The sequence below is a fragment of the Sodalis sp. RH20 genome, from assembly GCF_047324205.1.
GTDB lineage: Bacteria > Pseudomonadota > Gammaproteobacteria > Enterobacterales > Enterobacteriaceae > Acerihabitans.
This window is the reverse complement of the sequence record NZ_CP178733.1, coordinates 3,140,001-3,161,092: the sequence shown is the minus strand read 5'-3', so window position 1 is coordinate 3,161,092 and position 21,092 is coordinate 3,140,001. Positions and strand designations below refer to the sequence as shown.

Genomic DNA, 21,092 nt, shown 5'->3' with positions numbered 1-21,092 from the left:
CCCCATGGCGCGGCAGTCCCGTTAACACCGCACCTAAGGCCGACGTGTTCAAGGGAGAGCGCGCCAATGGGGTGGAATCGGGCGTGGTTTTCCCGCCCGACCGAGGCCCCATGGCGCGGTAGGCCCGTTAACACCGCTACCTAAGGCCGACGTGTTCAAGGGAGAGCGCGCCAATGGGGTGGAATCGGGCGTGGTTTTTCGCCCGACCGAGGCCCCATGGCGCGGCAGGCCCGCCAGCCCTGAACCCAAAGCAGGCCTGTTCAAGGGAGCACGCGCCCGCTAATTATATGTGACGGTCAGCGACGCCTTGCCCAATGAATGGAAATGCACGTTAAACCCCACCACTGCGCCGCTGGCGTGCTCATCCACCTCAATGCTCTCAACGTCCAGCGCGTGTACGCTAAACTGATAACGATGGGTATCGCCCTGCGGCGGCGCCGCGCCGCCATAACCCGCTTTACCGAAATCGGTACGACACTGTACCGCCCCGGCCGGCAGGTTCACCAGCCCGGACCCGGCCCCCTGCGGCAGCGCCCGGGTATCGGCCGGCAGATTGGCCACCAGCCAATGCCACCAGCCGGAGCCGGTAGGCGCATCGGGATCGTAAACGGTAATCACAAAACTCTTGGTTCCCTCGGGCGCGCCGTCCCAGGCCAGATGAGGCGAGATATTCTCGCCGCTATAGCCCATGCCGTTAAACACATGGCGCTCAGGCATCTTTTCGCCATCCCGCAGATCGTTACTGCGTAACGTAAAAGCCATATCCGCTCCTTATCAGCAATTTAGCAATTTTAATACATTCTGCGCAGTGGCCGCCGACGAGCCGGGATTCTGGCCGGTGACCAGATGGCCGTCTATAACCGACAATGACTGCCAATCGTCGACCTTCTGGTAATCGCCGCCCAGCCGTTTAAGCTCATCCTCCACCAGGAACGGCACCACCTTGGTTAACTGCACCGCTTCTTCCTCGCTATTGCTAAAACCGGTTACCCGTTTCCCCGCCACCAGCGGGGTGCCGTCCGGCTTTTTAACATGGCGCAAGACGCCGGGCGCATGGCAGACAGCGCCTACCGGTTTACCGGCGGCAAAGGTATTTTCAATCAGGGCAATCGAATGCCGATCTTCCGCCAGATCCCACAGCGGGCCATGGCCGCCGGGATAAAATACCGCGTCAAAATCCGCCGCGTCCAACGTATCGAGTTTCACCGTATTCGCCAAGGCCTGCTGGGCCGCGCGATCGGTACGGAAACGCTCGGTATCCTGGGTCTGGGCGTCGGCGTCGTCACTTTTGGGATCAAGCGGCGGCTGTCCGCCCTTGGGCGAGGCCAGGGTAATCTCGATACCTGCGTCGTGGAAAATATAATACGGCGCCACCAGCTCTTCGAGCCAGAAACCGGTGGGCTTGCCGGTATCGCCCAATTTATCGTGCGAAGTCAGGACTATTGCAACTTTCATCGATTATCTCCGTCGTTGGGTCATCGTAATAAGAAGGGGCGTTCAAGTAAAAACGCTATAGCCGATCGCTACCCACCCGCACCACCAGCTTGCCGAAGTTCTTGCCCTCCAACAAGCCGATAAAGGCCTGCGGCGCTTGCTCCAGCCCATCGACGATGTCCTCGCGCATCCGCACCTTGCCTTCGCTCACCCAAGGCCCCATCGCCTGGATAAATTCGTCGTAACGGTGGCCGTAGTCCAGGGTAATGATATACCCCTGCATCCGTATGCGTTTGCGCAACAGCAGCGCCTGTAAATAGGGCAGGCGATCCTTGCCGTCGGGCAAGTTTTGCATATTGTAGTTGGCAATCAGCCCGCACAATGGGATACGGGCGGAGGTATTGAGCAGTGGCAGCACCGCATCGAACACCGCGCCGCCGACGTTCTCGAAATAAATATCGATGCCGTCCGGGCAGGCCCGCGCCAGCTGGCCGGCGAAATCCGCGTCGCGGCGATCGAGGCAGACGTCAAATCCCAGCGTCTCCACCGCGTAGCGGCATTTATCCTTGCCGCCGGCGATACCCACCGTGCGGCAGCCCTTCAGCCGCGCCACCTGGCCGACCACCGAGCCTACCGCGCCGCTGGCGGCGGCCACCACCAGTGTTTCGCCGGCTTTAGGCTGGCCGATATCCATCAGGCCCATATAGGCGGTAAAACCGGGCATACCCAGCACGCCCAGCGCCCATGAGGGATGCTCCAGAAGATCGCCCTGAAGCTTTTTTACGTCGCTGCCGTCGGTCAGGGCATAATCCTGCCAGCCGCTGTAGCTCAGCACCCACTCACCGGGCACAAAATCAGGATGGTTGCTGGCCTCGACGCGCGCCACCGTACCGGCGCCCATCACCGCGTCCAGCGCCACCGGCGCCGAGTAGGATTCGGCGTCGTTCATCCGCCCGCGCATATAGGGATCGAGCGATAAATAAACGGTGCGCAGCAGCACCTGACCCGCGCCCGGCTGCGGTACCGCGGCGGTTTCCAGGCGGAAATTATCCGGCACCGGCGCGCCCGCCGGACGGGAGGCCAGGACAATGCGCCGGTTGATGTGTTTATTCTGGTTCATCTGATTTCCCTGTTTTCTTGTTTAAAGACATCAGGCCAAGTGTTGATCATAGTGCATGGTCCCTTAGCCTGCTCACCCGGCCGCCCTTATCATCAGGGGCACTCAGGCGGAAAAATGGGCCGGTTCGTCCAGCGACGCGGCAAGCGCGCTTATCAGCTGGGACAGCTGTCGTGCTGGCATAATATAGGGCGGCATCAGATAAATTAAGCGGCCAAACGGGCGGATCCACACGCCGCGGTCGACAAAAAAGCGCTGCAGCGCCGCCATATTAACCGGCGAACGCGTTTCAACCACGCCGATGGCGCCCAGCACCCGCGCATCGATCACCTGCGGATGGTCACGCAACGGCAGCAGCCCCGCCTGCAGTTGCCGTTCAATCGCCGCCACCTGCGCCGGCCAATCGCCTTGTTCCAGCAGCGCCAGGCTGGCGTTGGCGGCGGCGCAGGCCAGCGGATTGGCCATAAAAGTCGGGCCATGCATAAAACAGCCCGCCTCGCCGTTGCTGATGGTATCGGCTACCGCGCGGGTGGCCAGGGTGGCGGACAGGGTCAGGTAACCGCCGGTCAACGCTTTGCCCAGGCACATGATATCCGGCGCGACGCCGGCATGCTCACAGGCGAACAGCTTGCCGGTGCGGCCGAAACCGGTGGCAATCTCATCGGCGATCAGCAGCGTATCGTAGCGATCGCACAGTTCACGCACCCGCCGCAGATAGGTGGGATGATAAAATCGCATGCCCCCGGCGCCCTGCACTATGGGTTCCAGGATCACCGCCGCCGGCCGTTCCCCGCCGGCCAGCAGGGCGGCAAGCTCATCGGCATCCTCTTCCCGCCACGCTTCGCCAAAACGGCACTGCGGCGCCGCGACAAAAGAATGTTGCGGCAGGTAACCCTGGTATAGCCGGTGCATGGACGTCTGCGGATCGCACACCGACATGGCGCCGAAGGTATCGCCATGATAGCCCCGGCGCAGGGTCACCAGGTGTTTGCGGCGCTCGCCCCGCGCCTGCCAGTATTGCAGCGCCATCTTAATCGCCACCTCCACCGCCACCGAGCCGGAATCCGCCAGGAATACACATTCCAGCGGCGCGGGCGTCATGGCGACCAGGCGACGGCAAAGCGCCACGGCCTGCGGGTGGGTAACGCCGCCGAACATCACGTGGGACATCTCCTGCAGCTGTGCGGCCACCGCCTGGTTGATGGCCGGATGGTTATAGCCATGGATCGCCGCCCACCAGGAGGACATGCCGTCCACCAGCCGGCGGCCGTCGGCAAGCTCCAGCTCGCAGCCCGCGGCGGCGACGACCGGATACACCGGAAGCGGGTGGGTCATGGAGGTATAGGGATGCCAGATATGGCGTTGATCGAAAATCAGATCGTCGGCAATCATCAATGAGTTGTAAACCGGAATAGAGAATATTTGGTTGACAGTATAACGGCTTGACTTACACTAGCGAAACTATTTTAAGCCGGTAACGCGAGACGATAACCCCATGCAACATAACCCGCGCTGGACATTGCAGCAGGCCCAGGCTTTGTTTGCCAAACCCTTTATGGATCTTATGTTTGAAGCGCAGACCGTTCACCGCCAGCACTTCGATCCCCATCAAATCCAGGTCAGCACGCTGCTGTCGATCAAAACCGGCGCCTGTCCGGAGGATTGCAAATACTGCCCGCAAAGCGCCCGGTATAATACCGGCCTGGCGGCGGAGCAGCTGATGCAGGTGGAACAGGTGCTGACGTCGGCGCAAAAGGCCAAGGCCGCCGGCTCCACCCGGTTTTGCATGGGCGCGGCCTGGAAAAACCCCCGCGATCGCGATATGCCCTATCTGGAGCAAATGGTGCAGGGCGTCAAGGCCATGGGCATGGAAACCTGCATGACCCTGGGCATGCTCAGCGAAACGCAGGCGCAACGGCTGGCGGCCGCCGGCCTGGATTTCTACAATCATAACCTGGATACGTCGCCGGAATTCTACGGTTCGATCATCACCACCCGTACCTACCAGGATCGCTTGGATACCCTGGATAAAGTGCGCGGCGCGGGCATCAAGGTCTGCTCGGGCGGCATCGTCGGCCTGGGTGAAACCATCGCCGATCGCGCCGGCCTGCTGGTGCAGCTGGCCAACCTGCCGGAGCCGCCGGAAAGCGTGCCGATCAATATGCTGGTTAAGGTCAAGGGAACGCCGCTGGCGGAAAATGATGAAGTCGACGCGTTCGATTTTATCCGTACCATCGCGGTGGCGCGGATCATGATGCCCCGCTCCCATGTACGCCTGTCCGCCGGGCGCGAGCAGATGAGCGAGCAGACCCAGGCGATGTGCTTTATGGCGGGCGCCAATTCCATTTTTTACGGCTGCAAGCTGCTGACCACGCCCAATCCCGGGGAAGATCAGGATCTGGCGCTGTTTCGCAAACTCGGCCTTAATCCGCAGCACCACCACACCGACGCGGGAGATAACCGGCGCCAGCAGCAGCTGGCAGCACAGCTGCTGGCGGCCGATACGCCGCAATTTTACAACGCGGCGCGCTGATGGACTGGGCTGACAAAATCGATCGGGGCCTGCGCGAGCGGCAACAGGCCGATGCCTACCGCAAGCGCCGGGCCGTCGCCGACGGCAATCACCGGCTGCTGGAATACCAGGGGCGCCGCTATCTGAATTTTTCCAGCAACGACTACCTGGGCCTGGCCCGCGATGCGCGCCTGGTCGCCGCCTGGCGCCACGGCGCGGCGCGCCACGGCGTAGGCAGCGGCGGCTCCGGCCATGTCACCGGCCACAGCGCGTGCCACGAGGCGCTGGAGCAACGGCTGGCCGCCTGGCTGGGCTACGAGCGCGCGCTGTTGTTTACCTCCGGCTATGCCGCCAACCAGGGGGCGATCTGCGCGCTGGCGGGCAAGGACGATCAGATCCTGGCGGATAAACTCAGCCATGCCTCCCTGCTGGAAGCCGCGTCGCATGCGCCGGCACAGCTGCGCCGTTTCCAGCATAATGACGCCGGTTCCCTGGCGCGGCTGGCGCAAACCTCGTGCCCGGGCGTGCGGCTGGCCGTCACCGAGGGCGTATTCAGCATGGACGGCGACGGCGCGCCGCTGGCCGCCTTGCACCAGGTTATGGGCGACGCCGGCGGCTGGCTGCTGGTTGACGATGCCCATGGCTTCGGCGTCCTCGGCGAGCAGGGCAGGGGCAGCGCCTGGGCGCAGGGGTGCCATCCGGAACTGCTGGTGGTGACCTTCGGTAAAGCCGCCGGCGTGGGCGGCGCGGCGATATTATGCGCGCAGCCGGTGGCGGAATATCTGCTGCAGTTTGCCCGCCATCTTATCTACAGCACCGCCTTGCCCCCGGCCCAGGTGTGCGCTATCGACGCGTCCCTGGACGCCATCATCGCCGGTGATGCGCTTCGCGCCCGCCTGCAACGCAATATCGACCGGTTCCGCCAGGGCGCCGCCGGGCTGGGTTACCCGCTCGGCCGATCGGACACCGCTATCCAGCCGCTGCTGGTGGGGGATAATCAGCTGGCGCTGCGCCTCAGCGCCAGCCTGCGCGAACAAGGCTGCTGGCTTACCGCCATCCGACCGCCAACGGTGCCGCCGGGCGGCGCCCGGCTGCGCATCACCCTCACCGCCGCGCATCAGGATGCGGATATCGATAAATTACTGGAGGCCCTGGATCATGCACACCGATGCGCATAAAGCGGGCATCGCCCGCGCCTTTAGCCGCGCAGCGGTGGGGTACGAACGTCATGCCGCCCTGCAGCGGGACAGCGGCGAACGTTTGATGGCGCTGCTGGGCGAACAGCCGGGGCGCCGCCTGCTGGATGCCGGCTGCGGCACCGGCTGGTTCAGCCGCCGCTGGCAGGAGGCCGGCAGCCGGGTGGTGGCGCTGGATCTTTCGCCCGCCATGCTCGCCGAGGCGCGGCGTAACCTATCGGCCGCGGCCTACCTGGCCGGCGATATCGAACGTTTGCCGCTGGCCGACGCCTGTGTGGACATCTGCTTTTCCAACCTGGCGGTACAGTGGTGTGACGACCTGCCCCGGGTACTGGCGGAGTTTTATCGGGTCACCCGCCCTGGCGGCCTGATTGCCCTTTCCACGCTGGCCGAGGGATCGCTTGGGGAATTGCAGCAGGCCTGGTCGCAGGTGGACCAGGCGGTCCATATCAACCGCTTCCTGACGGCCGGGGCGATCGAGCGGGCGTTTTCGCCGTACCGCCACCGGCTGAGCGCGGCGCGCCATACCCTGCATTATCCGCATCTGTCGGCGCTGCTGCACGGCCTGAAAGGCGTGGGCGCAGGTTACCTGCGTGACGGACGCACCCCCGGGCTGACCGGGCGGCAGCGTCTTGTACGTCTGGACGCGGCATGGCAACGGCAATCGGCGGGTTTGCCGCTGAGTTATCAATTGATCTACGGCCTGATCTATCGGGACTGATTATCATGACGAAACGTTTTTTTATTACCGGCACCGATACCGATATCGGTAAAACCCTGGCTACCTGCGCCTTGCTACAGGCGGCGAAACGGGCCGGATGGCGCGCCGCGGGCTATAAGCCGGTAGCCGCCGGCTGCCGGCAGACCGCCGACGGCGCGCGCAACGACGACGCGCTGGCGTTGCTGGCCGACAGCGGCATCAGCCTGCCCTATGCGCAGGTCAATCCGCTGGCCCTGCTGGCGGCGACCTCGCCCCACCTTGCCTGTAGGGATGAGGGCCGCACCCTTGATCCGGCCGTCATGTCGCAGGGATTGGACCGACTGGCGCGCCAGGCGCAGTGGGTGTTTGTCGAGGGCGCGGGGGGATGGTACACCCCGCTTGGCGACACCCTGACCTTTGACCAATGGGTGGCGGCCGAGCGTCTGCCGGTGATCCTGGTGGTCGGGCTGAAGCTCGGATGCATTAACCATGCGCTGTTGACGGCGCTGGCGATACGCCAGTGCGGACTGCCCCTGGCGGGGTGGATCGCCAACGATCTCTCGCCAGCGCCGCACCGGCGGGCCGACTACCTGGCGACGCTGCGCCAGCGGCTCGATGCGCCGCTGTTGGGTGAAATACCCTGGCTGGCGGATCCGGGCACGGCTGCGCTTGCGGACTATATCGATCTTGGGCCATTGCTGGCGCGGCACGGCGCGTAGGGGGACGTTAGCGGTACGGACGGAAATGGGGAAGGCAGGAGATGACAAGCACCGCCGGGACGTTAATGGCGCTGAATGTCCCGGCCGTGGGAAAAAACCGCATGATAGCTTGCTGTGAAATGAGGCATAAACCGGCGTCTTATATTCGTCATTGATCTTTTATACGGCAAGATAGGTCTGGATAAGGCTTTCATCCAGCTGATCCAGCGTACCCTGCGCGACGTTACATCCGCCTTCCAGTAAACAAAACCGATCGCCGATGGCCGGCGTAAAGGGCAACTGCTGTTCCACCACCAGCAGCGTCAGGCCGAAATCGCGCTGCAGCCGCCGGATATTAACGCCTATCTCCTCCACGACCGACGGCTGGAAACCCCCGGTAGGCTCATCCAGGATCAGCAGTTCCGGCTCCAGCACCAGCGCGCGGGCAATGGCCAGCTGCTGTTGCCCGCTTTCCGTTAAATCCCCGGCGCGCTGATGGCGCATATTGTGCAGTCCCGGAAACAATTCGTACACCATCGGGGGAACCTGGCGGGTTTTATTGCGGCCCGCCAAGAGGGCGACGCGCAGGTTCTCATCCACGCTCAGCTGCGAAAAGACCTGACGGCCCTGGGGCACATAACCGATCCCCAGCGCCGCGCGCCGCTCCACCGGATGCTGAAGTAAGTTCAGTTCCGCCTCTCCGGCCTGTTGCCAGGTTACGGTGCCGCTTGAGACCGGCAGATGACCCATGATACAGTTGATTAAAGTGGTCTTGCCGACGCCGTTGCGTCCCAAGACATAGGTACAGTGGCCGGCGGGCAGTTCCATGCTGATGTCCCGCAAGATCTGCTTTGACCCAAAAAACTGATTCACCGCGTGCAAACGTAACATAAGAATCCTTCCTCCCTCTTTTCACTGTTATTTCACATTCATGATGGACGGTATCCTGTCGCTTGCGACTCACGGCTATCCGCCAGGCTTTAGCTCTTGCCAAATTTAGCAAGCAACTATCAGGCCAATCTTGGCGCAGCCGCGCACGAGAGGGGGAGGGGGGAGCATCGGGGCGGGGCGAGGGTACGCCGGCACAGCGAATCCGGGTAGGGCCCGTTGCAACCACGGCCTTTTGCCCGCTCACGGTGCCGGGAAAGTTTTCCATGGTGCAATTCAATAATCCGCGGCTAAACAAGCACTATACCGGTGCGTTAGCGGCTATTTTTGGCTAAAGACATTGACGCATTTGCTGGCAGGCATTAGTCCTTTTTGGCATAAGAAAAGTCTTATTGCAGATGAAAAATAGCTAAAAAAAGCCTCATTTGTCATTTGCCTGTCATCAATGTCGGCATTGCGGAACTCACGCCGCCAGCGGGGCGGTAAGACTTATCCACTATTCCTGTGGATAACCGTGTGCATTAGGTTTAGAAAAGCCCGGCTAGACGAGAGCGGGCGCGGCCTCGTGGAGATTTGCCTGTATTCTCCACGTTTTTTTTAAATGTTATAAATACAAACGCTTAATTAAAATCAAGCGAATTTATAGGAGGCGCATCACCGATGTGTCAAATTGCATCATTAGGTGCCTCTTTATTAATTTCATAACGATTTGTAATAAAATCACCCCTGGTACGATCCTGTCGGATCGAACCGTACCGGCCGATGGGTCAATACTCTTGCACCCTTGAGCGGATAGCGTATTATAATACTGGTTTTGTATCCAGTGCTATCGCGCTGGTAAAATCGCCGCTCTGTTTCCATACTCAAACATGTTCCTCAGCAGGTAGCCCACGAGATATGAGTAAAGCGTTTAAACTGCAGTCAAGTTTCAAGCCGTCCGGCGATCAGCCGGAGGCGATACGTCGTCTGGAGGAAGGCTTGCTGGACGGCCTGGCCCATCAAACGCTGCTGGGGGTAACCGGTTCAGGCAAAACCTTTACCGTGGCCAATGTGATTGCCGATCTGAACCGGCCCACCATGGTGCTGGCGCCCAACAAGACGCTGGCCGCCCAGCTGTATGGGGAAATGAAGGCGTTTTTCCCGGATAACGCGGTGGAATACTTTGTTTCCTATTACGACTATTACCAGCCGGAAGCCTACGTGCCCAGTTCGGATACCTTTATCGAGAAAGACGCCTCGGTGAACGAGCATATCGAGCAGATGCGCTTATCCGCCACCAAGGCCCTGCTGGAGCGGCGCGATGTGATTGTGGTGGCGTCGGTTTCCGCCATCTACGGCCTCGGCGATCCGGACGCCTATCTGAAGATGATGCTGCATCTGACGCGCGGCATGATTATCGATCAGCGCTCTATCCTGCGCCGTTTGTCGGAACTGCAATACACCCGCAACGATCAGGCGTTTCAGCGCGGCACGTTCCGCGTGCGCGGCGAAGTCATCGATATCTTCCCGGCGGAATCCGATGAAGTAGCGCTGCGGGTGGAGCTGTTTGACGACGAAGTCGAGCGCCTGTCGCTGTTTGATCCGCTGACCGGCCAGGTGGATCAGGTGGTTCCGCGCTACACCATCTATCCGAAGACCCACTATGTCACGCCGCGCGAACGCTTGCTGCAGGCGATGGAAGATATCAAGGTCGAACTGGCGGATCGCCGCAAGAACCTGCTGGAAAATAATAAGCTGCTAGAAGAGCAGCGCCTGTCGCAGCGCACGCAGTTTGATTTGGAAATGATGAACGAGCTGGGTTATTGCTCCGGGATTGAAAACTACTCACGCTTTCTTTCCGGACGCGGGCCGGGCGAGCCGCCGCCCACGCTGTTCGATTACCTGCCCGCCGACGGGCTTTTGATCGTTGATGAATCCCATGTCACGATACCGCAAATCGGCGGCATGTACCGCGGCGACCGCGCCCGTAAGGAAACCCTGGTGGAGTACGGCTTTCGGCTGCCCTCCGCCCTGGATAACCGGCCGATGAAATTTGAGGAATTCGCCGCGCTGGCGCCCCAGACCATTTATGTCTCGGCGACGCCGGGCAAATATGAACTGGAAATGTGCGGGGGCGACGTGGTCGATCAGCTGGTGCGGCCGACCGGCCTGCTCGATCCGCTGATCGAAGTGCGCCCTGTCACCACCCAGGTGGACGATCTGCTCTCCGAGATCCGTAAACGGGTCTTGATCAACGAGAGGGTACTGGTCACCACCCTGACGAAACGCATGGCGGAAGATTTAACCGAATATCTTGAGGAGCACGGCGAGCGCGTGCGTTATCTGCATTCGGATATCGAAACCGTGGAGCGCGTCGAGATTATCCGCGACTTACGCCTGGGCGAATTTGACGTGCTGGTGGGCATCAACCTGCTGCGCGAAGGGCTCGATATGCCGGAAGTCTCCCTGGTGGCCATCCTGGACGCCGACAAAGAGGGATTCCTGCGCTCCGAGCGCTCGCTTATCCAGACCATTGGCCGCGCCGCGCGCAACCTTAACGGCAAAGCGATCCTGTACGGCGATAAAATTACCCCGTCCATGGCCCGCGCCATTGATGAAACCGAGCGCAGGCGCGTCAAGCAGCACGCCTATAACCAGGAACACGGCATTATTCCCCAGGCGCTCAATAAATCGGTGGCGGATATTATGGAGTTGGGCCAGTCGCCGGCCCACGCCAAGCAGAAAAAACGCAAGGCAATGGAAGCGGCGGCCCATTACGGCGACATGACGCCCAAGGCGCTGGATAAAAAAATCACCGAGCTGGAAGCAAAAATGCAGGCGCACGCGCAAAATCTGGAGTTCGAGGAAGCGGCCAGCGTGCGCGACGAAATCCACGCGCTGCGCGAGCATTTTATCGCCATATCCTGATCGGCCGCGCCGGCTCAGCCCAGCGCCTGCAGGGCGTGGTCCAGCGCCGCGCGCAGCAGAAGACGGTCGTGATGATGGGGCACGTCCGCGGCGGCCAGGGGCTGGCGGATCAGGAGACGATCGCGGATGCCGCCGGTATCGGCGGACGGGCCAGTGACCAGGGCGGCGATTATTGGTTGCCGGCCGATGGCCTGCTCCATCATGGCCAGTTTCTGCTGCAGGCTCATGTTCGCCGCGGCCAGGCTCAGTTCCCGCCCCAGGTTATCGATAAAGACCATGGGCGCCTGGGTCCGGCGCAGCGCCTGGGCTAAATCGGGCAGCAGCAGCAGCGGCATCAGGCTGGTCAGAAAGCTGCCCGGACCTATCAGGATAAGATCCGCCGCCGCAATAGCCTGCAACGCCTCGCGGGTAGCGCTGACCTGCGGGGTAAGCCGCAGGCTGGCGGGGAGTTCGGCCAGCCTGTCCACCGCCATTTCGCCATGGATGGTTTCCCCCGCGCCGGTGATCGCCAGCAGGTCCACCGCCTGCTCCGACATGGGGATTAGCAGGGCGTCCACCTTGAGCATATTGCGGATCAGGTTGATGGCTTCCAGCGGGCGCACGCTCAGGTTATCCAGCGCTTTAAGCATCAGGTTGCCCAGGTTATGGCCGGCCAGTTCACCCTGGCCGTTAAAACGGTATTCAAACATAGCCGCCGCGATGCTGGGTTCTGAAATCAATTGATTGAGGCAATTGCGGGTGTCGCCCCAGGCGATGCCGCCCTCTGACTGGCGTATCCGCCCGGTGGAACCGCCATTGTCGGTGGTGGTGACAATGCCGGTCAGGCGCGACCCCAGCGGGGAAAGGGCGGACATCACCCTGCCGAGGCCATGTCCGCCGCCCAGTGCCACCACCCGATCGAGATCCGCCAGGGTGCGATTACGCATACCTCTCCTTGCAACCACGTGATAAAACCCCCGGCGCCCGCAGGCCAGGTACGCCGCACGCCATGGCCGGTGGTAAGCGCGCCGGCGCCGAGCGGGGTTCTTGTTATGCTAAACATAGCCGATGGCGCGGCAAAAGCGAAATGCCGGCGCCAGATACGGGTTGCGGCTCGCACTATCATGATATTGCCAGGGTAACGACGGAGAGAAAGTCGCATGATTTCAACGCTATATATTTGTTTATATAGCGAAATTTCTCCTTGCGGCCATAGCGTCCAGTAACAATTAGGGCTAGAATAATTTTCAACCAGGTTTTACCGCGCTGATGACGGCGTCGGGAAGGCCAACTCCTAGCCTTTACGCCTAAGTGGCTCCTGCGAGCGATATGGCGTTCAGGCCGTGGCGACAGCCACCAGGGTGCAGGATAGAAATGTCCGCATCTCCCGTATTTGGAAAGGTGTTTAACGGTGCCAGAACTTATCGATGCGTTTGCGCGCAAGTTTTACTATTTGCGCCTGTCCGTCACGGACGTCTGCAACTTTCGTTGTACCTATTGTTTGCCCGACGGCTACCGTCCCAACGGCAATACCAATAAAAGTTTCCTGTCGCTGGATGAAATCCGGCGCGTCACCCAGGCCTTCGCCGAACTGGGCACGGAAAAAGTGCGCCTGACCGGCGGCGAGCCGTCGCTGCGGCGAGATTTCCGCGATATCATCGCCGCCGTGCGTTCCCATCCGCAAATCCATACCCTGGCGGTTACCACTAATGGCTATCGGCTCGAGCGCGATATCGCCGGCTGGCGCGACGCCGGACTGACGGCGCTGAACGTTAGCGTCGACAGCCTGGACCCGCGCCAGTTCAGGCTTATCACCGGCCAGGACAAGTTCCGCCAGGTGATGGCCGGCATCGATGCCGCCTTTGCCGCCGGCTTCAGTAAGGTCAAGGTCAATACCGTGCTGATGCGCAACGTCAACGATATCCATCTTGACAGTTTTCTCGCCTGGATAAAAACCCGGCCCATCCAATTACGGTTTATTGAACTGATGGAAACCGGCGACGGCGGCGAGTTGTTCCGCACCCGCCATGTTTCCGGCGACACAATTCGCCGGCGGCTGGAGCCGATGGGCTGGGAACTTCAGCCGCGCGGACGCAGCGACGGCCCGGCGCTGGTGTTCCGCCATCCGGATTACGAGGGCGAGATCGGCCTTATCATGCCTTATGCCAAGGATTTCTGCGCCAGCTGCAACCGCCTGCGGGTATCCGCCGTCGGCGATCTCCATCTTTGCCTGTTCGGCGAGGACGGCATTCCGCTGCGCGACCTGCTGGGGGACGATCGGGGGCTAGACAGGCTCAAAGATCGTATTTCGGGCGGCCTGCGGCTGAAGAAGCAGACCCATTTCCTGCATGAGGGCAATACCGGCGGTACCCGCAATTTGTCATTTATCGGCGGTTAAGGAAGAGTATGTCATCATTTACCCATATTAACGCCAGCGGCGAAGCCCACATGGTGGATGTCTCCGCCAAGGCCGAGACGCTGCGCGAAGCCCGCGCCGAGGCGTTTGTCACCATGTCCGCGGAGACGCTGGCCATGATCGTCGATGGTCAGCATCATAAAGGCGATGTCTTCGCCACCGCGCGTATCGCCGGCATCCAGGCCGCCAAACGCACCTGGGAACTGATTCCGCTTTGCCATCCGCTGGCGCTCAGCAAGGTCGAGGTCCACCTGACGGCGGAAACCGCCCGCCACCGGGTGCGCATCGAAACCCTCTGTCGCCTGACCGGCAAGACCGGCGTGGAGATGGAAGCATTGACCGCCGCCTCGGTGGCGGCGCTGACTATTTACGATATGTGCAAAGCGGCGCAGAAGGATATGGTTATCGGGCCGGTCAGGCTGCTGGCGAAAAGCGGCGGCAAATCCGGCGTTTTCACGGCGGAGGCATTATGATAACCGTGCTGTTTTTCGCCCAGGTGCGGGAGCGGGTGGGGGTCGAAAGCCTGCGGCTTGATGATGACTACGGAAGCGTTGAGGCGCTGCGCCTGTCGCTTATGGCGCGCGGCGACCGTTGGGCGCAGGCCCTGGACGCCGACCAATTGCTGACGGCGGTAAACCAGGCGCTGGTCCCGCGTGAGCATCCGCTGGCCAGTGGCGATGAAGTGGCGTTCTTCCCGCCGGTGACCGGGGGCTGAGCCGCTATGGATGAGATGACAGACACACGTATCAGCGTCGGCCCGCAGTCCTTTGATATGGCGCGGGAATACGCCTGGCTGGCGGACTGCGCTGACGACGGCGCGGTGGTGACCTTTACCGGCAAGGTACGCAACCGCAACCTGGGCGACGAAGTCAGCACCCTGACCCTCGAACACTACCCCGGTATGACTGAAAAGGCCTTGGCGGAAATCGTGGCGGAGGCCCGGCAACGCTTTGCGCTGCGGCGCGTCACGGTCATCCACCGGGTCGGCGCGCTGGCCACCGGCGAGCAGATCGTGCTGGTCGGCGTCAGCGGCGCCCATCGCGGGGCGGCGTTCGCCGCCGCCGAATTTATCATGGATTACCTGAAAACCCGCGCGCCGTTCTGGAAACGTGAAACCACCGACCAGGGCAGCCGCTGGGTGGATGCGCGCGACAGCGATCGCCAGGCCGCTGACCGGTGGCAGGCCTCCTGAAGAGAACCTCGCACCGGTGATTTTGCGCCGGGCCTTTGATTCGGCCCCCGGTTTTTGTGGTATGCTGTTTTCAGGTGGGTCGCCTTCGCGGCCTGTGTTTTCCGTTTACGTTAAAGGTGACAGTCATGGACCGATTTCCCCGTTCCCAGGGTTCGATAGTTGAACGCGCTGATGCCGGCATCCAGCCTTTTATGGCCCAGGTTTATGGCTGGATGACGTGCGGATTATTATTAACCGCCTTTGTTTCCTGGTACGCCGCCCGCACGCCGGCGGTGCTGAACCTGGTGTTTTCCAGCCAGATCACCTTCTTTGGCCTGATTATCGCCCAGCTGGCGCTGGTGTTCGTGATCTCCGGCATGGTCAACCGCCTCAGCGGCACGGTGGCCACCGGGCTGTTTATGCTCTACTCCGCCCTGACCGGGCTGACGCTGGCGAGTATCTTTATCGTTTATACCGCCTCGTCCATCGCCGGCACCTTTGTGGTGGCGGGGGGCATGTTCGGCGTGATGTCTATCTATGGTTACACCACTAAGCGTGATTTAAGCGGTTTCGGCAGCATGCTGTTTATGGCGCTGATCGGCATCGTGCTGGCGTCGGTGGTCAATATCTGGCTGAAGAGCACCGCGCTGATGTGGGCGGTGACCTATATCGGCGTGCTGGTGTTTGTCGGTTTGACCGCCTACGACACCCAGAAGCTGAAAAACATGGGCGCCCAGCTTTCCATCGACGACAAGGATCAGTACCGTAAATATTCCATTGTCGGCGCGCTGACCCTGTATCTGGATTTCATCAACCTGTTCCTGATGCTGCTGCGTATTTTTGGCAACCGCCGGTAAGACTGGCCGACCGGGCGCCCCATGGCGCGCCAGGCACGGATCACCGATGCTGCATAAGGCATGTTAAAGGGAGAACATGCCAATGGGGTTGAATCGGGCGTGGTTTTCCCGCCCGACCGAGCGCCCCATGGCACGGCATGCCCGCCAACGCCGCGCTTAAAGCAGACGTGTTAAGGGAGAGCGTGCCAATGGGGTCGAATCGGGCGTGGTTTTCCCGCCCGACCGAGCGCCCCATGGCGCGGTATGCCCGCCAGCACCGCGCTTAAAGCAGACGTGTTAAAGGGAGAGCACCCCATGGCACGGCATGCCCGCCGCCACCGACTTAAAAACGATCCTGTTAAAGGAAGCCGAAAATGGATCTATCCCTGCAGCTTGCCAACTTTCACCGCCTCGATCTCATCGGTCCGCCCACCCCCCTTGAATTCCTCCCGCGCTTATCCGAGCACCTGGGACAGGAAATCTATGTTAAGCGTGATGACGTCACGCCCCTGGCCATGGGCGGCAATAAACTGCGCAAGCTGGAATTTCTCGCCGCCGACGCCCTGCGCCAGGGGGCCGATACGCTGTTGACCGCCGGGGCCATTCAATCCAACCACGTACGGCAAACGGCGGCGGTAGCGGCTAAGCTCGGCCTGCACTGCGTCGCGCTGCTGGAGAACCCGATCGGCACCCAGGCGGAAAATTATCTTACCAACGGCAACCGCCTGCTGCTGGATCTGTTCGACGTCGAGGTGATAATGTGCGACGCCCTGGACGAACCGGATCGGCAACTGGCCGACACCGCCGAACGCCTGGAAGCGCAAGGGTTCCGCCCCTATGTGGTACCGGTGGGCGGCTCCAATGTACTGGGCGCGCTCGGCTATGTCGGCTGCGCGCTGGAAATAGCCCATCAGTGCGCCGGCCAGCTCGCCCCCGGTTATGTCGTCACCGCCTCGGGCAGCGGCGGCACCCATGCCGGACTGGCGCTGGGCCTGCAGGCGCTGATGCCGGAAACCCGGCTTATCGGCGTAACGGTTTCCAGGACCGACGCGCAGCAGCGTCCGAAAGTGGCCGCCTTGCAGCGGCAATTGGCCGACGCGCTGGAATTCACCGCGCCGCTGGCGCCCATCCATTTTTGGGATGACTATTTCGCGCCCGGATACGGGGCGCCGAACGATGAAGGGCTGGCGGCCGTCAAGCTGCTGGCCAGGCTGGAAGGGATGTTGCTCGACCCGGTTTATACCGGCAAAGCCATGGCCGGGCTTATCGACGCCATCGACCAAAAACGCATCGGCCCGGAGCCGGTGATATTTATCCATACCGGCGGCGCGCCGGCGCTGTTTGCCTATCATCCCGGCGTATAAATGCCGTTGCCGCGCCCGCGGCGGCGTTTGCCTGATGCGGCCGGCGCGCGCTCATGATAATCTGCGCCCTGGGTTTTAAACAGTCGCCCCGCGGGGATAGTGACACGCGCTGATACGATCGGGAGTCGTAATGAGTACTATTGAAGTCAAGCAGCTGGTCAAGACCTTCAACGGCCAACGGGTGCTGAACGGCATCGACCTGTCAGTGAATACCGGCGACGTGCTGGCCATTGTCGGCCCCAGCGGCTCCGGCAAGACCACCCTGCTGCGCAGCATCAATTTACTCGAGGAGCCGGACAGCGGCACCATCCAGGTCGGGTCGATCGTCATTGACGGCGCCAGGCCGCTCAGCGCGCAAAAACGGCAAATCCGCGCCTTGCGCCAGCAGGTGGGCTTTGTCTTCCAAAGCTTTAATCTGTTTCCCCACCGTACGGTGCTGGAGAACATTATCGAAGGACCGGTGGTCGTCAAGGGCGAGCCGCGCGCCGAGGCTATCGAACGCGCCCGGGAACTGCTGGCCAAGGTGGGTCTGAGCGGCAAGGAAGACGCTTATCCCAAGCGCCTCTCCGGCGGCCAGCAGCAGCGGGTGGCCATTGCGCGCGCGCTGGCCATGCGCCCCGAGGTGATCCTGTTTGACGAACCCACCTCGGCGCTGGATCCCGAACTGGTGGGCGAAGTGCTGAACACCATCCGCGCGCTGGCGGAAGAAAAACGCACCATGATTATCGTTACCCATGAAATGAGCTTTGCCCGCGATGTGGCCGACCGGGCGATATTCATGGACCACGGCGTTATCACCGAACAGGGGTCGGCCAAGGCGATTTTTACCCATCCCGAGCACGAGCGAACCAAACAATTCCTGGATAAGTTTATTAATGCCCATTAATGTTTAGAGCATTTTTCTCTGGTTTTTCAGCAACAAAAGCCATGCGGGACGCCGGCTGGGCGGGGTAGATTACAGTTATTTACCTGATACCCATCCCATTTTGCCGGTAATTTTGCTACAATCCGTTCAATAGTTTTTGTCCGTTCACCATGGTAAGGCTTTGCCTCCCATCTGATTATCCCCCTGAGCGCAGACTGGACAGGCGACGTCGGGGCGGATCTGGAGTTTTTCATTATTATGTCATTTGAATCACTTGGCCTAAGTGCCGAGATTTTGCGTGCGTTATCCGAGAAGGGCTATGACAAGCCGACTCCGGTACAATCCCAGGCTATCCCGTTTGTGCTGCAAGGCCGCGATATCATGGCCAGCGCACAGACCGGCACCGGTAAAACCGCCGCGTTTACCCTGCCTATTCTGCAACTGCTGACCCAGCAGAGCCCGGCGGTGAAAGGTCGCCGTCCGGTACGGGCGTTGATCCTGACCCCGACTCGCGAGCTGGCCGCGCAGATTGGCGAAAATGTCGTGGAATACAGCGCCCATCTTTCCATCCGTTCGCTGGTGGTTTTCGGCGGCGTGAGCATTAACCCGCAGATGATGAAGCTGCGCGGCGGCGTCGATGTGCTGGTCGCCACCCCCGGCCGTCTGCTGGATCTGGCGCAGCAGCGTGCCGTCGATCTGTCCAGCGTGGAAATTCTGGTGCTGGACGAAGCCGACCGTATGCTGGACATGGGCTTTATCCACGATATTCGCCGCGTCATGAAACTGCTGCCGGCGAAAAAACAGAGCCTGATGTTCTCGGCCACTTTCTCCGATGACATCAAGGTGCTGGCCAATACCCTGCTCAGCAATCCGGCCGCGGTTGCCGTCGCACGCGACAATATCACCGCCGACCAGATTGAACAGCGTGTCCACCTGGTGGACAAAAAGCGCAAACACGAGCTGCTGTCTTATATGATTGGCAAGCACGACTGGCGTCAGGTGCTGGTATTTACCAAGACCAAGCATGGCGCCAATAAACTGGCGGAAGCGCTGAATAAAGACGGCATCACTTCGGCGGCGATCCATGGCAATAAAAGCCAGGGCGCACGTACCCGCGCCCTGGCCGACTTCAAAGCCGGCCAGGTGCGCGTGCTGGTGGCCACCGATATCGCCGCGCGCGGCCTGGATATCGATCTGCTGCCCCATGTCGTCAACTATGAGCTGCCGCTGATTGCCGAAGACTATGTGCACCGCATCGGCCGTACCGGCCGCGCCGCCGCCACCGGCGAGGCGCTGTCGCTGGTCTGCGTTGATGAACTCGGCCTGCTGCGCGATATCGAACGCCTGCTGAAAAAACCGATCCAGCGCATCGCGGTGCCCGGCTATGAGCCGGATCCGACCATTAAGGCCGAGCCGCTGCAAACCGGCCGCGGCAGCCGTTCCGGCGGACCGTCCCGTGGCGGCGCTTCCCGCGGTGGCCCGTCGTCCGGTAACGGCGGCGGCGCCCGCGACAGCGGCAACAGCGCGCGCGAAGGCGGAGCCCGCGAGGGTCGTCCGCCCCAGCGCCGCCGTACAGGCGAAGGCGCCTCGCAGCCGGGACGTGGCGCCGCGCCGCGCCGCCCGGCCGGCGGTTCCTCCGCTTACGCGGGTTCAGGCGCACGCGACAGCCGCGGCAAGAAATAAGCCGCGCCCCCTGGCCTGAAGCCCTGGTTTGACCCAGGGTTGCAGGCGGATCCTGGCGCCGCTTACCCGCGTTGGGCATCCGGTCATGCGACCGGCGGTATCCGCCCCGTATTTACCCCTGACACCCGATCAGCAGACCGCCCGCGCAAGCGCGGCGGTTTTTTTATAGGCGCCATTTGCCGCCGGGCAGGGCGGTAAAAGCGTTGATTTTGCCACCCCTCATCACCTACTATGGCGCTTCTTTCCGGCCGGGTACTTTATGCGCGTATTATTGGCACCGATGGAAGGCGTTCTCGATTCGCTGGTGCGGGAACTGCTTTGCGAGGTTAACGATTACGATCTCTGCATCACCGAATTTTTGCGGGTGGTGGACAGCCTGCTGCCGGTCAAATCCTTTTATCGCCTCTGTCCGGAACTGCATCATGCCAGCCGGACGCCCGACGGTACCCCGGTGCGGGTTCAGCTGTTGGGTCAATATCCCGAATGGCTGGCGGAAAACGCCTGGCGCGCGGTGCAGCTCGGCTCGCTGGGCGTGGATCTCAACTGCGGCTGTCCCTCCAAGACCGTAAACGGCAGCGGCGGCGGGGCCTCGCTGCTGAAAGATCCCGAGCTTATCTACCGGGGCGCCAAGGCCATGCGCGCCGCCGTACCGGCCCATCTGCCGGTGACGGTAAAAATCCGCCTGGGGTGGGATACCCCGCACCGCAGCATGGAAATTGCCGACGCGGTCCAGCAGGCGGGCGCCACTGAACTGGTGGTCCACGGCCGGACCAAGGAAGACGGTTACAAAGCGGAATGCATCGACTGGCCGGCGATTGCGGCAATCCGCCGGCGTTTAACCATCCCGGTGATCGCCAACGGTGAAATCCGCGACGGGAAAAGCGCCAGCGACTGCCTGGCGGTAACCGGCTGCGACGCGGTGATGTTGGGGCGCGGCGCGCTAAGCCTGCCGAACCTGAGCCGGGTAATAAAATATCGTGAACCCAGGATGCCGTGGCCGGACGTGGTTGATCTGCTGCAAAAATATGTGCGCCAGGAAAAGCAGGGCGACACCGGCCTGTACCATGTGGCGCGCATCAAGCAATGGCTGGGTTTCCTGCGCCAGGAGTATGACGAGGCCGCCACGCTGTTTGGCGACATCAGGGTTTTAAAAACCTCCGCGGACATCGCCCGGGTGATTGGCCGCCAGACGCAAGCCGGGAGCCGCTGCGCGTAACCATGCCGCCACCGCCGGGCAACCGCCGCCATATGCATTTTTTCCCTTCAACAAGCCAACGTGTTGCTATGGTTATACAGGGTGTTAATCGGGGTTAAACCGGCTTTGCC

General features: G+C 61.5%; 20 protein-coding genes and 1 riboswitch. Of the genes, 14 read left to right on the top strand and 6 right to left on the bottom strand.

The features are described from left to right. Nucleotides 1–279: 279 nt before the first annotated feature. The 4 genes from ACL2XM_RS14565 to bioA all read right to left on the bottom strand — a co-directional run bounded on the left by ACL2XM_RS14565 (nucleotide 280) and on the right by bioA (nucleotide 3,943). A complete protein-coding gene (locus ACL2XM_RS14565; protein WP_410016012.1) occupies nucleotides 280–762 on the bottom strand; it encodes a kinase inhibitor in 483 nt (160 codons plus the stop codon). Nucleotides 763–774: 12 nt separating this feature from the next. Next, complete coding sequence (locus ACL2XM_RS14560) at nucleotides 775–1,455, bottom strand: type 1 glutamine amidotransferase domain-containing protein (RefSeq protein ID WP_410016011.1); 681 nt, start codon at nucleotides 1,453–1,455, stop codon at nucleotides 775–777. Nucleotides 1,456–1,510: 55 nt separating this feature from the next. Further along, entirely contained in the window at nucleotides 1,511–2,554 is a 1,044-nt protein-coding gene (locus tag ACL2XM_RS14555) for an NADP-dependent oxidoreductase (RefSeq protein ID WP_413731157.1), read from the bottom strand. 102 nt (nucleotides 2,555–2,656) lie between these two features. Beyond that, nucleotides 2,657–3,943 carry an adenosylmethionine--8-amino-7-oxononanoate transaminase gene (gene bioA / locus ACL2XM_RS14550; RefSeq protein WP_413731155.1) on the bottom strand — a complete coding sequence of 429 codons (1,287 nt, stop codon included), beginning with the start codon at nucleotides 3,941–3,943 and terminating at the stop codon, nucleotides 2,657–2,659. A gap of 103 nt (nucleotides 3,944–4,046) precedes the next feature. On the opposite strand from bioA, the gene bioB reads away from it, so the two are divergent. Genes bioB through bioD form a run of 4 tightly spaced genes read left to right on the top strand, consistent with a single transcriptional unit; the run spans nucleotide 4,047 to nucleotide 7,678 of the window. After that, nucleotides 4,047–5,084: a biotin synthase BioB gene (gene bioB / locus ACL2XM_RS14545; protein ID WP_413722332.1), complete on the top strand. Its 1,038-nt coding sequence runs from the start codon at nucleotides 4,047–4,049 to the stop codon at nucleotides 5,082–5,084. Next, nucleotides 5,084–6,241 carry an 8-amino-7-oxononanoate synthase gene (gene bioF / locus ACL2XM_RS14540; protein ID WP_413722333.1) on the top strand — a complete coding sequence of 386 codons (1,158 nt, stop codon included), beginning with the start codon at nucleotides 5,084–5,086 and terminating at the stop codon, nucleotides 6,239–6,241. Before bioB ends, bioF begins: the two co-directional genes overlap by 1 nt. Next, nucleotides 6,222–6,980, top strand: a complete 759-nt coding sequence (gene bioC, locus ACL2XM_RS14535) for a malonyl-ACP O-methyltransferase BioC (RefSeq protein ID WP_410016006.1) — start codon at nucleotides 6,222–6,224, stop codon at nucleotides 6,978–6,980. The genes bioF and bioC overlap by 20 nt, the downstream gene beginning before the upstream one ends. Before the next feature lie 5 nt (nucleotides 6,981–6,985). Continuing rightward, nucleotides 6,986–7,678 carry a dethiobiotin synthase gene (gene bioD, locus ACL2XM_RS14530; RefSeq protein ID WP_413722334.1) on the top strand — a complete coding sequence of 231 codons (693 nt, stop codon included), beginning with the start codon at nucleotides 6,986–6,988 and terminating at the stop codon, nucleotides 7,676–7,678. A 159-nt stretch (nucleotides 7,679–7,837) separates the two neighbouring features. Here the strand turns inward: bioD and ACL2XM_RS14525 are convergent, their stop codons facing one another. Further along, a complete protein-coding gene (locus ACL2XM_RS14525; RefSeq protein ID WP_410016004.1) occupies nucleotides 7,838–8,548 on the bottom strand; it encodes an ATP-binding cassette domain-containing protein in 711 nt (236 codons plus the stop codon). 894 nt (nucleotides 8,549–9,442) lie between these two features. On the opposite strand from ACL2XM_RS14525, the gene uvrB reads away from it, so the two are divergent. Continuing rightward, complete coding sequence (gene uvrB, locus ACL2XM_RS14520; RefSeq protein WP_410016003.1) at nucleotides 9,443–11,452, top strand: excinuclease ABC subunit UvrB; 2,010 nt, start codon at nucleotides 9,443–9,445, stop codon at nucleotides 11,450–11,452. 14 nt (nucleotides 11,453–11,466) lie between these two features. Here uvrB and yvcK read toward each other — a convergent pair whose 3' ends face one another. Continuing rightward, complete coding sequence (gene yvcK, locus ACL2XM_RS14515) at nucleotides 11,467–12,378, bottom strand: uridine diphosphate-N-acetylglucosamine-binding protein YvcK (RefSeq protein ID WP_413727034.1); 912 nt, start codon at nucleotides 12,376–12,378, stop codon at nucleotides 11,467–11,469. A 332-nt stretch (nucleotides 12,379–12,710) separates the two neighbouring features. Beyond that, a riboswitch (molybdenum cofactor riboswitch) is annotated at nucleotides 12,711–12,851 on the top strand. On the opposite strand from yvcK, the gene moaA reads away from it, so the two are divergent. The 9 genes from moaA to dusC all read left to right on the top strand — a co-directional run bounded on the left by moaA (nucleotide 12,843) and on the right by dusC (nucleotide 20,982). Further along, nucleotides 12,843–13,829 (top strand): GTP 3',8-cyclase MoaA, encoded by a 987-nt coding sequence (gene moaA / locus ACL2XM_RS14510; RefSeq protein ID WP_410016001.1) that lies wholly within the window; start codon nucleotides 12,843–12,845, stop codon nucleotides 13,827–13,829. Its footprint overlaps the riboswitch before it by 9 nt. An 8-nt stretch (nucleotides 13,830–13,837) precedes the next feature. After that, entirely contained in the window at nucleotides 13,838–14,320 is a 483-nt protein-coding gene (moaC, locus tag ACL2XM_RS14505; protein WP_410016000.1) for a cyclic pyranopterin monophosphate synthase MoaC, read from the top strand. Beyond that, nucleotides 14,317–14,562 carry a molybdopterin synthase sulfur carrier subunit gene (moaD, locus tag ACL2XM_RS14500; protein WP_413730737.1) on the top strand — a complete coding sequence of 82 codons (246 nt, stop codon included), beginning with the start codon at nucleotides 14,317–14,319 and terminating at the stop codon, nucleotides 14,560–14,562. The genes moaC and moaD overlap by 4 nt, the downstream gene beginning before the upstream one ends. A 15-nt stretch (nucleotides 14,563–14,577) precedes the next feature. Beyond that, nucleotides 14,578–15,039, top strand: a complete 462-nt coding sequence (moaE, locus tag ACL2XM_RS14495) for a molybdopterin synthase catalytic subunit MoaE (protein WP_410016597.1) — start codon at nucleotides 14,578–14,580, stop codon at nucleotides 15,037–15,039. A 125-nt stretch (nucleotides 15,040–15,164) separates the two neighbouring features. After that, entirely contained in the window at nucleotides 15,165–15,875 is a 711-nt protein-coding gene (locus ACL2XM_RS14490) for a Bax inhibitor-1 family protein (RefSeq protein WP_413722337.1), read from the top strand. Nucleotides 15,876–16,228: 353 nt separating this feature from the next. Further along, the gene (locus tag ACL2XM_RS14485; RefSeq protein WP_413730736.1) at nucleotides 16,229–17,218 is read left to right on the top strand and encodes a D-cysteine desulfhydrase; all 990 of its coding nucleotides are present in this window, start codon (nucleotides 16,229–16,231) and stop codon (nucleotides 17,216–17,218) included. Between the two features lie 130 nt (nucleotides 17,219–17,348). Further along, the gene (tcyN, locus tag ACL2XM_RS14480) at nucleotides 17,349–18,104 is read left to right on the top strand and encodes an L-cystine ABC transporter ATP-binding protein TcyN (protein ID WP_413722338.1); all 756 of its coding nucleotides are present in this window, start codon (nucleotides 17,349–17,351) and stop codon (nucleotides 18,102–18,104) included. 237 nt (nucleotides 18,105–18,341) lie between these two features. Then, entirely contained in the window at nucleotides 18,342–19,766 is a 1,425-nt protein-coding gene (rhlE, locus tag ACL2XM_RS14475; RefSeq protein WP_413722339.1) for an ATP-dependent RNA helicase RhlE, read from the top strand. A gap of 259 nt (nucleotides 19,767–20,025) precedes the next feature. Then, entirely contained in the window at nucleotides 20,026–20,982 is a 957-nt protein-coding gene (gene dusC, locus ACL2XM_RS14470) for a tRNA dihydrouridine(16) synthase DusC (RefSeq protein ID WP_413722340.1), read from the top strand. Nucleotides 20,983–21,092: the final 110 nt, after the last annotated feature.

Bases quoted from the DNA above. Each gene is read 5' to 3' on its own strand.
- yvcK (WP_413727034.1), bottom strand. From the start codon at position 12,378: ATGCGTAATCGCACCCTGGCGGATCTCGATCGGGTGGTGGCACTGGGC.
- bioF (WP_413722333.1), top strand. From the start codon at position 5,084: ATGGACTGGGCTGACAAAATCGATCGGGGCCTGCGCGAGCGGCAACAG.
- dusC (WP_413722340.1), top strand. From the start codon at position 20,026: ATGCGCGTATTATTGGCACCGATGGAAGGCGTTCTCGATTCGCTGGTG.
- ACL2XM_RS14565 (WP_410016012.1), bottom strand. From the start codon at position 762: ATGGCTTTTACGTTACGCAGTAACGATCTGCGGGATGGCGAAAAGATG.
- uvrB (WP_410016003.1), top strand. From the start codon at position 9,443: ATGAGTAAAGCGTTTAAACTGCAGTCAAGTTTCAAGCCGTCCGGCGAT.
- ACL2XM_RS14485 (WP_413730736.1), top strand. From the start codon at position 16,229: ATGGATCTATCCCTGCAGCTTGCCAACTTTCACCGCCTCGATCTCATC.
- bioC (WP_410016006.1), top strand. From the start codon at position 6,222: ATGCACACCGATGCGCATAAAGCGGGCATCGCCCGCGCCTTTAGCCGC.
- ACL2XM_RS14525 (WP_410016004.1), bottom strand. From the start codon at position 8,548: ATGTTACGTTTGCACGCGGTGAATCAGTTTTTTGGGTCAAAGCAGATC.
- bioB (WP_413722332.1), top strand. From the start codon at position 4,047: ATGCAACATAACCCGCGCTGGACATTGCAGCAGGCCCAGGCTTTGTTT.
- bioD (WP_413722334.1), top strand. From the start codon at position 6,986: ATGACGAAACGTTTTTTTATTACCGGCACCGATACCGATATCGGTAAA.
- rhlE (WP_413722339.1), top strand. From the start codon at position 18,342: ATGTCATTTGAATCACTTGGCCTAAGTGCCGAGATTTTGCGTGCGTTA.
- moaD (WP_413730737.1), top strand. From the start codon at position 14,317: ATGATAACCGTGCTGTTTTTCGCCCAGGTGCGGGAGCGGGTGGGGGTC.
- moaE (WP_410016597.1), top strand. From the start codon at position 14,578: ATGACAGACACACGTATCAGCGTCGGCCCGCAGTCCTTTGATATGGCG.
- ACL2XM_RS14560 (WP_410016011.1), bottom strand. From the start codon at position 1,455: ATGAAAGTTGCAATAGTCCTGACTTCGCACGATAAATTGGGCGATACC.
- ACL2XM_RS14555 (WP_413731157.1), bottom strand. From the start codon at position 2,554: ATGAACCAGAATAAACACATCAACCGGCGCATTGTCCTGGCCTCCCGT.
- tcyN (WP_413722338.1), top strand. From the start codon at position 17,349: ATGAGTACTATTGAAGTCAAGCAGCTGGTCAAGACCTTCAACGGCCAA.
- ACL2XM_RS14490 (WP_413722337.1), top strand. From the start codon at position 15,165: ATGGACCGATTTCCCCGTTCCCAGGGTTCGATAGTTGAACGCGCTGAT.
- bioA (WP_413731155.1), bottom strand. From the start codon at position 3,943: ATGATTGCCGACGATCTGATTTTCGATCAACGCCATATCTGGCATCCC.
- moaC (WP_410016000.1), top strand. From the start codon at position 13,838: ATGTCATCATTTACCCATATTAACGCCAGCGGCGAAGCCCACATGGTG.